General features: G+C 64.1%; 11 protein-coding genes and 5 pseudogenes. 13 read left to right on the top strand and 3 right to left on the bottom strand.

The annotated features are described in order from the left end of the window. Positions 1-43: 43 nt before the first annotated feature. The 4 genes and pseudogenes from mgtE (at position 44) to ACFXS9_RS16105 (ending at position 3,843) form a co-directional block, all read left to right on the top strand. Positions 44-1,478, top strand: a pseudogene (gene mgtE, locus ACFXS9_RS16120) (magnesium transporter). A 141-nt stretch (positions 1,479-1,619) separates the two neighbouring features. Next, positions 1,620-2,000, top strand: a complete 381-nt coding sequence (locus tag ACFXS9_RS16115) for a helix-turn-helix domain-containing protein (protein ID WP_392699806.1) — start codon at positions 1,620-1,622, stop codon at positions 1,998-2,000. Between the two features lie 112 nt (positions 2,001-2,112). Then, positions 2,113-2,931, top strand: coding sequence for an aldo/keto reductase (locus tag ACFXS9_RS16110; RefSeq protein WP_392690249.1), 819 nt, complete (start codon positions 2,113-2,115; stop codon positions 2,929-2,931). A gap of 60 nt (positions 2,932-2,991) precedes the next feature. Continuing rightward, positions 2,992-3,843: a hypothetical protein gene (locus tag ACFXS9_RS16105; protein ID WP_392690247.1), complete on the top strand. Its 852-nt coding sequence runs from the start codon at positions 2,992-2,994 to the stop codon at positions 3,841-3,843. Positions 3,844-3,895: 52 nt separating this feature from the next. Here the strand turns inward: ACFXS9_RS16105 and ACFXS9_RS16100 are convergent, their stop codons facing one another. Both ACFXS9_RS16100 and ACFXS9_RS16095 read right to left on the bottom strand, forming a co-directional pair. Then, positions 3,896-4,714 (bottom strand): phytanoyl-CoA dioxygenase family protein, encoded by an 819-nt coding sequence (locus tag ACFXS9_RS16100; protein WP_392690245.1) that lies wholly within the window; start codon positions 4,712-4,714, stop codon positions 3,896-3,898. Positions 4,715-4,961: 247 nt separating this feature from the next. Further along, complete coding sequence (locus tag ACFXS9_RS16095) at positions 4,962-5,639, bottom strand: DUF599 domain-containing protein (protein WP_392690243.1); 678 nt, start codon at positions 5,637-5,639, stop codon at positions 4,962-4,964. 102 nt (positions 5,640-5,741) lie between these two features. On the opposite strand from ACFXS9_RS16095, the gene ACFXS9_RS16090 reads away from it, so the two are divergent. From ACFXS9_RS16090 to ACFXS9_RS16075, 4 genes and pseudogenes are all read left to right on the top strand, one after another. Further along, positions 5,742-6,398 (top strand): glutathione S-transferase family protein, encoded by a 657-nt coding sequence (locus ACFXS9_RS16090; RefSeq protein WP_392690241.1) that lies wholly within the window; start codon positions 5,742-5,744, stop codon positions 6,396-6,398. Positions 6,399-6,686: 288 nt separating this feature from the next. Then, positions 6,687-6,890, top strand: a complete 204-nt coding sequence (locus ACFXS9_RS16085) for a hypothetical protein (protein WP_108517906.1) — start codon at positions 6,687-6,689, stop codon at positions 6,888-6,890. 151 nt (positions 6,891-7,041) lie between these two features. After that, the gene (locus ACFXS9_RS16080) at positions 7,042-8,016 is read left to right on the top strand and encodes a hypothetical protein (protein ID WP_392690239.1); all 975 of its coding nucleotides are present in this window, start codon (positions 7,042-7,044) and stop codon (positions 8,014-8,016) included. A gap of 56 nt (positions 8,017-8,072) precedes the next feature. Continuing rightward, positions 8,073-8,512, top strand: a pseudogene (locus ACFXS9_RS16075) (DUF1489 family protein). A 19-nt stretch (positions 8,513-8,531) separates the two neighbouring features. On the opposite strand, the gene panC reads toward ACFXS9_RS16075, so the two are convergent. Beyond that, positions 8,532-9,383 carry a pantoate--beta-alanine ligase gene (gene panC / locus ACFXS9_RS16070; protein ID WP_392690237.1) on the bottom strand — a complete coding sequence of 284 codons (852 nt, stop codon included), beginning with the start codon at positions 9,381-9,383 and terminating at the stop codon, positions 8,532-8,534. 323 nt (positions 9,384-9,706) lie between these two features. Between panC and ACFXS9_RS16065 the strand changes: the two genes are divergently transcribed. The 5 genes and pseudogenes from ACFXS9_RS16065 to ACFXS9_RS16045 all read left to right on the top strand — a co-directional run bounded on the left by ACFXS9_RS16065 (position 9,707) and on the right by ACFXS9_RS16045 (position 14,208). Then, the gene (locus tag ACFXS9_RS16065; protein ID WP_213286404.1) at positions 9,707-10,642 is read left to right on the top strand and encodes a division plane positioning ATPase MipZ; all 936 of its coding nucleotides are present in this window, start codon (positions 9,707-9,709) and stop codon (positions 10,640-10,642) included. Between the two features lie 112 nt (positions 10,643-10,754). Beyond that, a pseudogene (locus ACFXS9_RS16060) lies at positions 10,755-11,311 on the top strand (transcriptional regulator); the annotation flags it as partial. 317 nt (positions 11,312-11,628) lie between these two features. Further along, a pseudogene (locus tag ACFXS9_RS16055) lies at positions 11,629-12,529 on the top strand (alpha/beta fold hydrolase). 104 nt (positions 12,530-12,633) lie between these two features. Beyond that, positions 12,634-13,398, top strand: a complete 765-nt coding sequence (locus ACFXS9_RS16050) for a VWA domain-containing protein (protein WP_392690235.1) — start codon at positions 12,634-12,636, stop codon at positions 13,396-13,398. An 84-nt stretch (positions 13,399-13,482) separates the two neighbouring features. Next, a pseudogene (locus tag ACFXS9_RS16045) lies at positions 13,483-14,208 on the top strand (DnaJ domain-containing protein). Positions 14,209-14,450: the final 242 nt, after the last annotated feature.

Below are 14,450 nucleotides of genomic sequence, written 5' to 3'. Positions count from 1 at the left end.
CTCAGACGAGTTCGCTCATTCTGTCAAACCGGCGAGGCGCGGCATGGCCGAGAATATCGACGTTGCCCAAGCCGCCGAAGCGCGACCGGGCCAGGGATCGGTGCTCGACCATCTCTTGATGCGGAACGAGGAGGGGCAGCTCCGCCGCGAGTTTGTCGAGGAGATTACGCGCGCGATCCATGCTGCTGACCGGCCGTTGTTGTGCGAGGTGGTGGCGGAACTACACGAGGCCGACCTCGGCGATTTGATCGCGGCCCTCGAGGCCGAGGACCGCGTCACCCTCGTCGAGATCACGGGCACCGATTTCGACTTCTCGGCGCTCAACGAGGTCGACGACGCCGTCCGCGAGGAGATCCTCGAGGAGCTCGAGCCGGAGACGGTTGCCGAGGGCGTTCGCGAACTGGAGTCCGACGACGCCGTCCAGTTGCTCCAGGGCCTCGACGAGGAGGACCAGGAAGAGATCCTCGAAAAGTTGCCGCCGCCCGAACGCGTCGCGATCGAGCGCGTACTGCTCTATCCGGAAAATTCCGCCGGCCGCCGGATGCAGACCGAGTTTATCGCGGTGCCGCCGGATTGGACGGTGGGGCAGGCGATCGACTACATGCGCGACACGCCCGATCTGCCTGACCGCTTCTACGAGATCTACGCGGTCGATTCCGAACAGCACTGGCAGGGCGCGGTTTCGCTCGACACGCTGTTGCGGGCACGCCGCCCGGTGCCGCTTGTCGACCTGATCGAGGAAGACCGCCGTCGCGTCTCCGTGCTCGACGACCAGGAAGAGGTCGCGCGGATGTTCGGAAAGTATAATCTGGTTGCGGCCCCGTCGTCGACACCACCAACCGGCTGGTCGGCGTCATCACCATCGACGACGTCGTCGACGTCATCGAGGAAGAGGCTGATGAAGACCTGAAGGCGCTCGGCGGCGTCACCAGCGACGAAGAATTGTCCGACAATGTCTGGACCATCGCGCGCGGCCGATTCAATTGGCTCCTGGTCAATCTGGCGACGGCGTTTCTGGCGTCCTCCGTGCTCGGCCTGTTCGAGGGCCAGCTCGAGAAGATGGTGGCGCTCGCCGTGCTCGCGCCGATCGTGGCGAGCCAGGGCGGCAATGCCGCGACCCAGACCATGACGGTGGCGGTGCGGGCGCTGGCGACCCGCGAACTCGGTTCCAACAACGCCTTCCGGGTCGTCATGCGCGAGGCGATGGTTGGCCTCGTCAACGGTCTCGCGTTTGCCGTCATCACGGGCGTCGCGGCGGTGGCATGGTTCAAGATTCCCGGTCTGGGCGTCGTGATCGGCCTCGCCATCATCTGCAACCTGGTGGCCGGCGCGCTCGGCGGCATCCTGATCCCGATGGTGCTGGACCGGTGCGCGCCGACCCGGCGGTGGCGTCGGGAACTTTCGTCACGACGATCACCGACGTGGTCGGCTTCTTCTCGTTTCTCGGCATCGCCACGCTGTGGTTCGGGCTGAAGTAGCATAGCGTTTTCAAAGCCTGCCCCGGACTTGATCCGGGGCGGATTCCGCTCGCGTGAAGAAAACGCTTCAAGACGAGGTCTCATTTATCGTTAATCGGGCCTTAAGGCGCTTCGCCGATGATGTTGGCCCACGAGGTCAACATGCAGCGGTTGCGGCTGAAAGCGGACGGGCGGATCGTCGAACTGCGTGACGGGCAGGAGTTTCCGCTCGTGCCGACAATGCCCGGGCTCGCGCTGGCGATGCCCGGGCTCCCGCCGGAGCCGCCTTCAACCGCGACCGTCATGCCTGATGCAGCGCCGGGCGAAACCCCCGCGCTTCCTGCCGTGCGCGACCTTCGTCGTCGCGCCTGCCTGACTCAGACCGAATTCGCGGCACGGCTCGGCGTGCCCGTCGAAACCATCCGGAATTGGGAGCAGGGCAAGCGCGTGCCGCGGGGGCCGGCGCGGGCGCTACTCGCGGTGATCGCCCATTCGCCGGAAACCGTATTCGCCGCGCTGGCCACGGAACCGTCGCCGGCCTAGCGCTCATTTGGCGCGTTTCTTCACGCGTACCGGAATTCGCTCCGCTCGAAGCGCAATCTGTTGGCACGGCTGTTTCCGCAGCCCATAATGAGAACGGTCCGCGGATACAACCATGCTATTTGTCGAAGCCAATGGCGCAAAAATCCCGGCGATCGGGCTGGGTACTTGGGAATTGCGTGGACGCACCTGCGCGCGGATCGTCGAGCAGGCATTGCGGCTCGGCTATCGTCACATCGACACCGCACAGGCGTATGACAATGAACGCGAGGTCGGCGAGGGGCTACGGGCTGCGGGCGTGAAGCGCGATCAGGTTTTTCTCACCACCAAGGTCTGGCCCTCGCATTTCGCGCCCCACGATCTGGAACGTTCCGCCAAGGAAAGCCTGGTGCGGCTGCGCCTGACCGAGGTCGATCTGTTGCTGCTGCACTGGCCGAACCCGCAGGTGCCGCTGGTGGAGACGCTGGGCGCGCTGGCACGGGTCAGGCAGCAGGGCCTCGCCCGCCACATCGGCATATCCAATTTCACCGTGGCCTTGATCGAGGAGGCGGTGGCGGCATGCCCGGAACCGCTGGTCTGCGACCAGGTCGAGTACCATCCCTATCTCGACCAGACCAAGGTGACGGAGGCTTGCGCACGTCACGGCATGGCGCTGGTGGCCTATAGCCCGGTCGCCAAGGGGCGCATCAAAAGCGATCGCGCGATGCAGCGGATTGGTGACCGCTATCGCAAGACGGCGGCGCAAATCTGCCTGCGCTGGCTGGTGCAGCAGGGCGTGGCGGCGATTCCACGCACCTCGAAACTCGAACGGCTCTCGGAGAACATCGAGATCTTCGATTTCGAGCTGTCGGACGAGGACATGCAGGAGATCTCCGCCATGGGCAGCGCCGGCGGCCGGCTCACGGATTTCGGCTTCGCGCCGAAATGGGATTGAGGAGCCGCACCGCCGAACGCTATTCTGGCGACCGTAAGAGACGAACCTCATTTCGGTACGATGGAGCTGCGGCGGATCATACCTGCTGAGATCACGGCGTCGGCAGTCGCACATGTGTCGCTGCTGACGCTGTTCCTGTTGTTTTCGGAGGTGCATCCGTTCGGCTCGGTGACCGCCGAGCAGGTCCCGGTCGAGATCGTTACGCCGCAAGAAATTCCTGAGCAGCCAATTCCCGAGCAGCCAAAGCCGGCCGAACAGCAAGCCGCTGAGACCAGGGCAGAACCGGCGCCAATTCCGCAGCCTGATTTCTCGCTACTGGAAACGCCTGCCGCTGCCAGTCCACCTCCGCCATCAGGGCAGCTACAGCCGCCACCGCAGAAACAGGCTGCGCTTGCCGCGCCGCGCGCCGCCCCGCCGCAGCCGGTGGCACAGCCACCATCGCAACCGGCGGCGCCAGCGTACGCGCCGCCTGAGCCCGATCTCTCGATCAAGTACCACGTGCTGCTGGGCTTGCCGCCCGATATCTCGCTGCAGCCGCAGGCACCGACGCAAGCTCACAACAAGGACGACGACAATTTCGATGGGCTGGCGACCGAAGCCGCCGACATCTCGAGCACGCTGATCACGGAATTCCGGCGGCACCTCAAGACCTGCTCGAAACTGCCGGCCTCGCTGTCGGGCACCGACGACGTCAAGGTCAAGCTGCGTGTCCTGATGACGCCGGACGGCAGGCTCGCCGCGGAACCGATCCTGATCGAGGCCAGCGCCTCCATGAAGGGACCATTGCTGATGCAGGGCGCCGTCCGCGCCCTTTCGGCCTGCCAGCCCTATGCCATGCTGCCGGTAGACCGCTACGGCGAATGGAAGGTGCTCGACCTCAGCTTTACGCCGCAGGATTTTACGAGCGGCTAGCAACTTTCGCGAATGCCGCCCGGTTCGGGGTCCCAACCCGGGCGGCATCGCTTCAGTCCGGGTTTTCCTGCAGCGCGCGCCGGATTGCCGTTTCGACCGGCGAATATTCGCCGTCCTCGCGTTCAAGCCGGATAGGTTCGGCCGGATGCAGGGGCGGCTGCGCCATAAAGCGTGGCCTCGAACCGCGATGCGGTTGCGCGGCGTGGATCAGGAAGGGATGACATAGATAGACCGTGCCGGCCCTTCCGACGGCAAGCGCTTCCGGACGCTCGGCCGCCACGTCGGCGAGCATCAGGTGCGACATGCCGGCTTCGCCCGCAGGTTCAAGCAGTCGCGCCATATCGAGGTGCGAGCCCATCCGGATACGGGTCGGCGCATCCAGTTCGCCAATATCGGAAAACAGGAAGAGCATCAGCAGCGCGCGGCCACGCGACGTCACGTTGACTCGCCACGAGGCGAAATCGTTGCGCTCGTTTGGTTCGTCCGACGGGCCGGGGAAGCTGAGGTCGACGTGCCAGCCGGTATCGCCGGGATCCTCGGCATGCGGGAAGCGCACCGGAAAACTGCCGAGGTCCGCGCGCGGCCACCAGCGGCCGCTTCCGACGAGTTGATCGAAGGCTGCGTGGAGCACCGGCGTGTTCACCGCTTTCCGAAACGGCTCCTGTCCGTAATAGCCGAGCCGGATCACCGGCCGCGTCCAGGTCTTCTTGTCGAAGGGATCGCATCCGGTGTCGCTCCAGAGAATGGCGCGACCTTCCGCGGCAAGCTGCTCGGGGAAAGCGTTGTCCAGTCGGACAAACCCGTCTTGAACAAACTGATTCAGTTGTGCGTCGCTGAGGGCGCGCAGGTGTCGAATTGTATTGGAAGGCATGAAATCCTCATATCGCTTGGCCAGCCAGCATCATCGCGCGCAGCGAGAATGGGGCGGCTCATTCGGTCCTTTGAATCGCGCTGGCGCCGAAAGCGGCACGGACGCGCTCGTTTCCGCCCGCTGGCGCGGGCAAGCCGTTAGCGGCTGAGGAAAAAGGCCGAAGCGATATTGAAGATGCGGATCACCATCATGGTGGCCGGAGAAATAGCACAGGCGTATTGAGGCATCAATGGAAGCCACCGGCCCGTCAGGTCCCCATCGCCCGCCAGGCGTTCGAGGCGAACTGCCGCCGCCAGGTCACGATCACGACGAGTGCGGTCGTGATCAGCAACACCCAGGGGCTGACGAACCAGCCGAGATAGCCGAGCGCGAAGAAGAACGCGCGCTGGCCGCGGTTGAAATGCCGCCCCGCCGCCTCGAACAGGCGTGTCGTGCGCATGACATGGGCTTCTGCTTCCGCCGTGTCGCGCTGCGACGAGGGCGGCATCGCGCCGAGCAGGATCGCGACATAGTTGAACAGACGGTATGACCAGGCGAATTTGAAGAAGGCGTAGATGAAGATCAGGATCAGCCCGACGCATTTGATCTCCCACAGCGCCGGCGAGGGGGTGAGATCGACCGGCAGCTCGCGAAGCACGGCCAGGGCGTCGGTGGTCGCCCGCAGCAGCGCCAGCGCGCCGCCGATCGCGATCAGGCTGGTGGAGGCGAAGAACGCGGTGCCATTTTGCAGCGAGGCCATGATCTGCATGTCGACCATGCGCGCCTCGCGATCGAGCATGTTGCGCACCCAGACCTCGCGGTAGGCATTCATGCGCGCCGAAAGGCTGTCGCGGCCGTAAGCCGTGTGTTCGAGCGTGAAGCCATAGGCCAGCCACTCGACGACGAAGAAGGCGACGGCGGCGATATCGACCCAATAGGCGCCCATGTGGCGGCATCCCCGATGATGGCTTGCGCGATGGTGATGTACAGGTTGGACGGGTGTCGTGCACTATGGCAAGATGCCGGTCCCAACAGGATTTCCCCGCAAATGTTGAAACTGGTCATCGGCAACAAGAACTATTCGTCATGGTCGATGCGGCCATGGCTGGCGCTGCGCGCCAATGACATCCCCTTTGAGGAGGTATTCATCCCGCTCTACACCAACGACAAGGCGGACAAGGACCGGATCCTGAGCTTTTCGGATTCGGGCAAGGTGCCGACGCTGATCGATGGCGATGTCACGGTGTGGGATTCGCTCGCAATCATCGAGTATCTCGCCGAGAAATACCCGCACGCGAAGCTGTGGCCGGAAGACCGCGCCCGCCGGGCGCATGCGCGTTCGATTTCGGCGGAAATGCATTCGGGATTCATGCCGCTGCGCAACGAATGCGGCATGAACCTGCACCGCCCGATCAGTGCCGTCGATCTATCGGACGATGCACGCGCCAATGTGGCGCGCATTCAGGAGATCTGGTCCGATTGTCATCGCCGTTACGGCAAGGATGGACCGTTCCTGTTCGGTGCGTTCGGCGGGGCAGACGCGATGTTTGCGCCGGTGGTGCATCGCTTCCGCACCTATGCGATCGAAGTGGAGGGCGAGGCGAGGCACTATTTCGATGCGATGATGTCGTTGCCGGCATTCCAGGAATGGACCCGCGCCGGCCTTGCCGAAACGCTTGTCATCGATCGGTTCGAGACGGTCTGACGACGGAGCGAGCCGGGGGTCCTGCGGCTCCGCCCGCGGCTTGCGGCCCTCGATCAATCTGCCGCCGGACTGTCCGATTTTGGGAAAGACGGCTTCGATGCCGGGCAGGCGGATGACTGGGAACCCCTGGGATTGGCGTTTATCGCCCTGAAAAACATGCAGAATTTGCGCATTTGCCATGCCTCGATGCCGCTGGCTTTTGGGCGATGGCCTGTGCTAGGTTGCCGCAGGGTTCTCAAGTCGGCCGAAAGCTAGCGGGACCGTGAGCGCGGCCGGCGTTCTTGCGTAATGGAGAGGGCGTTGAAGCATAAGTACTCCGTTGGAGAGACTGTCTATTTTACTGCCAGCAACGTGGCCCGTCCGGCCGCCAGCGGCACCTATGAGGTGATCCGGCTGCTGCCGACTGATGGCGACGACTGTCAGTATCGCATCAAAAGCTCGACCGAAGCTTTCGAACGGGTCGCCAAGGAAAGCCAGCTCGCGATTTCCTGAAACAGTTGTGCGCAAGCAGCCGGCTGACGGAGTTCCGTTCAAAGCGCCGTCAAAAGGCCCCGTTCGCAGAACCATTCTGCCGAAAAGCGAATGCGATAAAGACGCATTCGCCTTTCGATCGCGTTTGATGCTGCGTTGAGGGACACTGCGCATGAACTGGGCCTGGGCTGCTTCGCTGGATCAGATCTGGCGCTCGCCGAACCTTCCTTTGTACCTGACGCTGGCCACGGCCGGCTTTGTCGGGCTGGTCGTTCTGATCACGCTGCTGCGCTCGGAGAGATCCGTGGCCAACGGCGTGCTGGCGCTCGTCACGGTGCTTGCGATTGGCGTCGCGGGAGCCGTGACCTTCCGCGGGTTAGGCACGGCAAACGCGGTTCAGCCGACCGAAGCGCGGCCGGTTCCGACGGCCACCGCCGCATTGCCGCAGCTTTCCTGTATCGACGAACTCGCCGGTGATGCCGTCCTCGCCGCATGCGAGAAGGCACTGTTCGGTTCGGCCGAGTCGGTGGCGGCGGCGGTCGCCTACGCCGCCTCGCAGATCACGCTGTTGACCTCGCTGGGCGATGTCGCCACCGCGAATAACGGGGCTGGCTCCGATTTGCTGGCGCTGCGTCGCGCCGTCGAGCGCGACCGTTACGGGTTGATGGCCTATGTGCTGACCGTGCGCGACCGCTGTACGCCGGCGGCCTGCCGCGCGTTCCGCTCGCTGACCGACACGCGCCAGGTCGCGGCCAACATGGAAGACCGTGTCTACGAAAGTCTGGTCATGCGCCACGCGGCGTCGTGGAACGCGCCGCCGCAGACTGCCGCCGGCATGATGGCGGCGCTACCGCCGTCCCAGCCGACGGGAAAGCCGACCAATGCCGAATTCCCGACCTCGGCCTCTACTCCGCCGGTCAGCATCATGACGCCCGAGCCGCCGGCGAAGCCGTCGCCACCGGCCACTGCTGCGCCGGCATCGCCAGCCGCGCCGCGACCGGCCGCGGCGACACCGCCGTCACCCGCGCCTTCGCCCGCACTCGCGGCTGCCAAGAAGCCGCCGCCGGCGCCGCCGAAGCGGCCGTCCACTGCGGCGCCGGTCCAGCTCGCGCCGTCGGCGTCGGGGGCTGCCGAAAACGAGCAGTGATCTCCACAAGGAGTGATCTTTTCAAAGCGTGCCTGGGCCGCTACATCGGCGGGATCATGCCGCTTCATCTCATCAAGCTCGCCGTTGGCTGCGAGTCGGTCAAAGAACTCAAAGGGTGGGTTGCCGAACGCATGGCAACCGCCAAGAAAAAGGCCTGCCGCTTCGTCATGTTCACATCACGCGGATGACGCCGAAGCGCGACGGCGAGATCCTCGCCGGCGGCTCGCTCTACTGGGTCATCAAGGGTGAAATCGCCGCCCGCGAAAAAATCATCGCGATCGAACCCTTCCGCGACAAGGACGGTATCGGGCGGTGCCGCCTGGTGATGCAGCCCAAGGTGTTTGCAGTCTCGCCGCGGCCGATGCGCCCGTTCCAGGGCTGGCGCTATTTGACCGAGGACGCAGCACCCCCGGACCTCACCAAATCCGCCGCTGCCGGCGTTGCCGCGATGCCGGAACCGATGCGGCGCGAATTGCGCGATCTGGGACTGCTCTGACCGGGGCTGCGGCTACGTCCTAAACCCCGATGTTATCGATCAATCGCGTCGTGCCGAGCTTCGCCGCGACCAGGATCCGCACCGGTCCCTCCTTGATCGATGCGATCGGCGCCAGCGTCCCGGCGTGACGGGCCTCGAAATAGTCCAGCGCGAACCCGGCGGCGGTGATCAGTTCGCGGCCGGCCGCCATTGCGGCCTCGAAATCCTCGCCGGCCTTCAGCCGTTTTGCGCTTTCCTTCATGGCGCGATGGAGCGTCGGTGCCGCCTGCCGTTCCTCGGCCGAGAGGTAGACGTTGCGCGAGGACATCGCCAGCCCGTCGCGTTCGCGCACGGTGCGCGAGCCGATCACCTTGACGCCGAGGTCGAGATCGGTGGCCATCTGCGTCACCACCCGCAGTTGCTGAAAGTCCTTCTCGCCGAAGATCGCGACGTCCGGCCGGACCTGCGTGAACAGCTTGCCGACCACGGTGGCGACACCGCCGAAGAAATGCGGCCGGAAACGATCCTCGAGCCCGGCGGTAGCCGGACCTTCGGGCACGATCCTTGTGGCGAAGCCGTCCGGGTACATCGCCTTGACGTCCGGATTCCAGACCAGGTCGACCTTCTCGGCGGTGAGTTTGGCGAGGTCGGCCTTCCAGGTGCGCGGGTATGAGCCGAAATCCTCCGTCGGCGCGAACTGCGTCGGGTTAACGAAGATCGAGACGACGACTTTCTGTGCGCGGCGCTTGGCGAGCCGGACCAGCGACATGTGTCCGTCATGAAGCGCACCCATGGTCGGCACCAGCGCGACGGCGGCCTTGCGGGCGCGCAAGGCCTCGACGGCGCGGCGCAAAGCGGGAACGGTACGGACGACCATGGGACTTCGCGACATCTGGCCTCGATCTCTTGCAGCTTGTGACGGGGTGAGGGGGCCGGTGGCCCCGATACTTTCGGCGGGCGCGCCGACCTTATAAGGCCAGAGCTTTGCCGCCAAGGTGACTCGGGAATGGCAAGCCTGCGGCAGCTCAACGCGAAAGCTAGATGTGTGCGCCCTCGCTTGTCGAAAAGGCTGCGAGCAGATCGCTGCAACGGAACGAAATCCGCACCATCGGATTCATGATTAAGACACACCGCGAGCGAATTGAATGCGTCGTCACGCATTTCACTTGACCGCAGCCGCGCTGTGATTTGAAGATATCGAGCGGGGGTTGAATCATGTTGCTTCAGGCGAGTCAGGGTCAATTTGGTTCGGCGCATGTCGTCGTGCTCGGCAACGAGAAGGGTGGTTCCGGAAAATCCACCACCGCCCTGCATATCGCTGTTGCCCTGCTGAAGGCCGGGCAGCGCGTCGCCACCATCGACCTCGACTGCCGCCAGCAGAGTTTTACCCGCTACATCGCCAACCGGAGCGCGTGGGCCCGCCGCACCGGTCTCGATCTCGAAATCCCCGTGCACTACTGCATCAAGCTCGGCGAGACGATGCAGATCGCCGACAATGAAAACTCCGAGTTCCAGCAGTTCGCGGCGGCGGTCGGCACCGTCGAGCGCGCTTTCGACTTCATCGTCATCGATACGCCCGGTTCGGACTCCTACCTGATGCGGCTGGCGCATTCGATGGCCGACACGCTGGTGACCCCGATCAACGACAGCTTCCTCGATTTCGACGTGCTCGGCACCGTCGATCCTGCAACCTACACGGTAACCGGCGAGAGCCATTATGCGGAGATGGTGCGCGACACCAGGCGCAAGCGCCGCCAGCTCGACGGCGCCACCACCGACTGGATCGTGGTGCGCAACCGCCTGTCGATGATCGGATCGCGCAACAAGCAGCTCGTCGCCGACAGCCTGAAGGACCTTTCGCTGCGGCTCGGCTTCCGTTCCATCGATGGATTCGCCGAGCGGGTGGTCTACCGCGAATTCTTCCCGCGCGGACTGACGGCCCTGGACAACATCGACGAGGCTACCCTCGGCACCCGGCCCAGCATGGGCCATGTCACCGCGCGCGAGGAAGTGACCAGCCTGTTGCGCCAGCTCAAGCTGCCGCTCGACGAGCGCGGCCGCCGCCGCGCCGCCAACCGCGCCGAATGGTTCACCCAAGTCGACAAGCCGCTCGAAGTCCACGACATCATCGGCGACATCATCAGCGCCTGATCTCCATCGGCAGCCGGCTCAGCCTATCGCGGCTGGATGACCGTCATTTTGAACGGACCACTGTGTGCGGCGGCATGCGCGACCGCCTCGCTGGCGCGGTCGAGACTGAACGCTGGCGCACGCACTGCGGCTGACCAGGGCCGAACACCGGCATCTGAGAGAGCTGACGCAAAATGCCGACCGGCGCGCCTTTGTCCGCGAGACCGTTCCGCCTGCCGTCCGCCGCACGGTCGAGCAGCTCAATCTGCCGGCCTATGTCACCGGCCGGCGCTGGGACGTCCTCGCGTGGAATGCGGCCGCCGACGAAATCTTTGCGTTCAGCCGGCTTGCAGAAGCCGACCGCAACAGCCTGCTCTCGGTACTGACCAATCCCGCGACGAGGCGGCTGTTCGGTGGTCATGGGCGGATGAGGCCCGGCGCATGGTTGCCCAGTTCAGGGCGACGCATGACCTGTGGGCCGGCGATCTAGCCTTTCGCGACCTGCTAGCGCGCCTTCGCGAAGGCTGTCCGGAATTCATTGGCTGGTGGGAGGCCCATGACGTCAGCGGCATCGCGGCAGGACGGAAATCCTTGATCCATCCCAAAAAGGGGCGGCTCAAACTGGAGTATGCGAGTTTCCAGGCCAATGACGACCCGGCCTTGAAGCTCGTCATCTACACGACGGCTTAAAAGAATCCTCTGTCGCTGGTATTGACGCACCGTGATGCACCGGGTTCCCGGGAACCGGTCCCGCACTACGCCGTTTTTATTAGACTTTTATCGGATGCTCGAACCGAAGCTTGAAAGGAGGCGTCGTAAGTAAAAAGGAGGCTAAATTTGTGGAACTGAGCGGCTGCACAATGAATGGATGCACCGCACAATGATCAGGCGGTCAATACACAACATTTGGCCTTTATGTCACGCCATCGTGACATATATCATCAACAAGGGACCGAAAGAGTCTCAAACAGGGTTGAGCCCCTAGCGGGCCGAGGACGAAGACAAATATGAAACGTGGAATTCTAGTTCTGCTTTCACTCTCCGTGCTGGTCGCTGTCGCGTTTTTCACCGCGAACAAGTGGGCGATCCGGCACGAGACCATCGCGTTTCATGATCCCCGTCCGCGACAACCGCTTGGTCGCGGTGCATATTGCCGTCCGCCGCGACAAGGAAATGCAGGCCAATGCCGGCTTGATCAAGCTGCCGGTTGCGATCCTCAATCACGGCAACACCGTCAAGAACACCGAGTATTCATTCCTGTCGACCGTGTTCGCCTGGCGCGGCTATCTTGCGATAAGCCCGCAGCACGATCTACCGACCGATCCACCGATGGTGACCAAGATCGGTGAACCTTATGTCGGCCGTCTGCCGCAGATTCAGCGCGGCGTCGCCAACATCCATTTCGCTGTCCACGAAATGAAGAAGCTCCAGCCCAATGCCGACTATGACAAGGTGACCATGGTCGGCCATTCGATGGGTGGCGACATCTCGATGTATTTCGCCAAGCAGTATCCCGACGACATCAAGAAAGTCGTGACACTGGACAATTTGCGCGTGCCGTTCCTGACCGACGGCAAGTTCAAGATCCTGTCGTTCCGCTCCCAGGACACCCATTTCAAGGCAGACCCCGGCGTCGTGCCCGACGACGAGCAGTGCGAGCAGGCGGGCATCACCGTCGTGAACACCGGCTTCCAGCACAACGATATGCGCGACACCGGCCCTGACGCAGCCAAATCCTCGATCCAGTCGATGCTCGACAGGTTCCTTGACGAGTCCGACAAGAGTGGCGCGTTGAAGCCCGTGCCGACCAAGATACCGGACGTTCTCACCAGCAGCCCGGGACCGGTGCCGCTGTCCGTTCCGCTGGCCAGCAATCCCGCGCCGAAGAACAAGCCCGTCACGAACTAGGTAATTGACCGCTACCGTGCGTTTGCGGCTGCACCACCGTCCGGCGCATTGACCGGCGCCGCGCACCGTCCCACATAGAGCTTGCTAGATACTCGCGAGCGCTCATGGCCGGTGAACCTATCAAGCCAAAATCGGCAGGCGATGTTGCTTCGGCAAAGGCCGAGACACGTAAAGGCGGTCCGTTGCCGGAGGCCAAGCCGTCGGCGTCGGAAGACATAGCGGCCTTCGTGGCGAAAGCGCGCGCGATGTCCCCGCACCGCCCGGACGCCAGGGGAAGGCTGGTGTTTGCGCTCGACGCCACCATGAGCCGGCAGCCGACTTGGGATATGGCCTGCGCGCTGCAGGCCGACATGTTTCGCGAGGCGGCTTCGCTCGGCAGCCTCGATATCAGGCTGGTCTACTACCGCGGCTTCAACGAATGCCGCGCCACGGGCTGGATCTCCGATTCCGCGCAACTGGCAAGGTTGATGAGCAAGATCGGTTGCCAGGGCGGCAACACCCAGATCGGCAAGGTGCTGTCGGAAGCGCGCCGCGAGGCGGTGGCGTCCGGCGTGCGCGCCATGGTGTTTGTCGGCGATGCCATGGAGGAATCCGTCGACGACCTCTGCGCCAAGGCCGGCGAGCTCGGCCTGCTCAAGGTGCCCGTGTTCATGTTCCAGGAAGGCCACGACCCGACTGCCGAGCAGGCGTTCCGGGAGATTGCGCGGCTCACCGGCGGGGCATGGTGCAGGTTCGACCCCGGTGCCGCGGCGCAGTTGCGCGAGCTGCTGCGCGCCGCCGCAGCCTACGCCGCCGGCGGGCGCGAAGCGCTGCTGCGGCTGTCGAAGACCACAAGCGGCGCGGCCGCACTGATCGGCCAGATGAAGTGATTACGACTTTGGCTGCCAGATCACCGGGCGCGAGAAGGTGCCGAGCGTCATGCTTTTCGGCGCCAGTGCCGCTATATTAGAGCCATGGCAACCCTGATTGCCGGCGTCGTCGCCGTTGTCCTTCTGTACTTGCTGCTGCAGATGTTTCCGTGCAGCCAACCCGGTCGTGCTCGCGCGCGCGATCAAGATCGTGGGCGGCGTGGTGGCGCTGGCGGTCGCAGCTTTCACCGGGCTGCGCGGCGAGCTTGCGGTGGCAATTCCGCTCGGCATCTTCGGCGCCGGCCTGCTCGGCTGGTCGCCGTTCGGGCCGGGCGGCTTCAGCAATATCGGCGGGATCTTCGGCGGCGCGCAGCGTTCGTCGGGGCAGGCCTCGCGCGTCCGCTCGCAGTTTCTCGACATGAGTCTCGATCACGACAGCGGCGAGCTGTCGGGGCGGATCGTGGACGGGCCGAATGCCGGGCGTTCGCTCGGCGAGTTCGACCTGCCGCAATTGATCGCGATGATACCGGCCTTCGACGCCGAGAGCGTCGCCTTACTTGAAAGCTATCTTGACCGCCGGTTTCCCGCTTGGCGTCAGAACGCGCAAGGCGATGCGGCAGGGCGGCAGCGCCGCACGGCGGCGAGCGGAAAAATGACGGACGAGGAAGCCTATCAGATCCTTGGCCTGCAGCCTGGGGCGGGGCGTGACGACATCAGCCGGGCGCACCGCGCCCTGATGAAGAAACTGCATCCCGACCAGGGGGCTCGACGTACCTCGCTGCCCGCGTAAACGAGGCCAAGGATACTCTTCTTCGCACGCATTCCAGCTAACTCCGGCTCACGCCACCGACGCTACAAACCGCGAGTTGCTTCCATGCCGTTCTCTGACTGACGCCCCATATCGCCCGCCGTTGTCCGGCGTGGTCGATCGTTCATTGCAGGGAAACCTAACCGGAAATTCTTGACGAGAAGTTTTCGCGGGCCGCCTTGGGCGTGATCTCGCAAGAGCCGTCGCGACTGTGTTTGGAAAACAACAAAGCCGGCGCTTGCGGCGCCGGCCTTGCCAAACTCAA

The sequence above is a fragment of the Bradyrhizobium sp. RDI18 genome (assembly GCF_043203335.1).
In the GTDB taxonomy this organism is placed as follows: Bacteria; Pseudomonadota; Alphaproteobacteria; order Rhizobiales; family Xanthobacteraceae; genus Bradyrhizobium; species Bradyrhizobium retamae.
The sequence above is the reverse complement of the archived record's forward strand: the minus strand, read 5'-3'. Positions and strand labels throughout refer to the sequence as shown.

Coding starts and splice junctions, on each gene's coding strand:
- ACFXS9_RS16115 (WP_392699806.1), top strand. CDS start 1,620: ATGCAGCGGTTGCGGCTGAAAGCGGACGGGCGGATCGTCGAACTGCGT.
- ACFXS9_RS16110 (WP_392690249.1), top strand. CDS start 2,113: ATGCTATTTGTCGAAGCCAATGGCGCAAAAATCCCGGCGATCGGGCTG.
- ACFXS9_RS16105 (WP_392690247.1), top strand. CDS start 2,992: ATGGAGCTGCGGCGGATCATACCTGCTGAGATCACGGCGTCGGCAGTC.
- ACFXS9_RS16100 (WP_392690245.1), bottom strand. CDS start 4,714: ATGCCTTCCAATACAATTCGACACCTGCGCGCCCTCAGCGACGCACAA.
- ACFXS9_RS16095 (WP_392690243.1), bottom strand. CDS start 5,639: ATGGGCGCCTATTGGGTCGATATCGCCGCCGTCGCCTTCTTCGTCGTC.
- ACFXS9_RS16090 (WP_392690241.1), top strand. CDS start 5,742: ATGTTGAAACTGGTCATCGGCAACAAGAACTATTCGTCATGGTCGATG.
- ACFXS9_RS16085 (WP_108517906.1), top strand. CDS start 6,687: ATGGAGAGGGCGTTGAAGCATAAGTACTCCGTTGGAGAGACTGTCTAT.
- ACFXS9_RS16080 (WP_392690239.1), top strand. CDS start 7,042: ATGAACTGGGCCTGGGCTGCTTCGCTGGATCAGATCTGGCGCTCGCCG.
- panC (WP_392690237.1), bottom strand. CDS start 9,383: ATGTCGCGAAGTCCCATGGTCGTCCGTACCGTTCCCGCTTTGCGCCGC.
- ACFXS9_RS16065 (WP_213286404.1), top strand. CDS start 9,707: ATGTTGCTTCAGGCGAGTCAGGGTCAATTTGGTTCGGCGCATGTCGTC.
- ACFXS9_RS16050 (WP_392690235.1), top strand. CDS start 12,634: ATGGCCGGTGAACCTATCAAGCCAAAATCGGCAGGCGATGTTGCTTCG.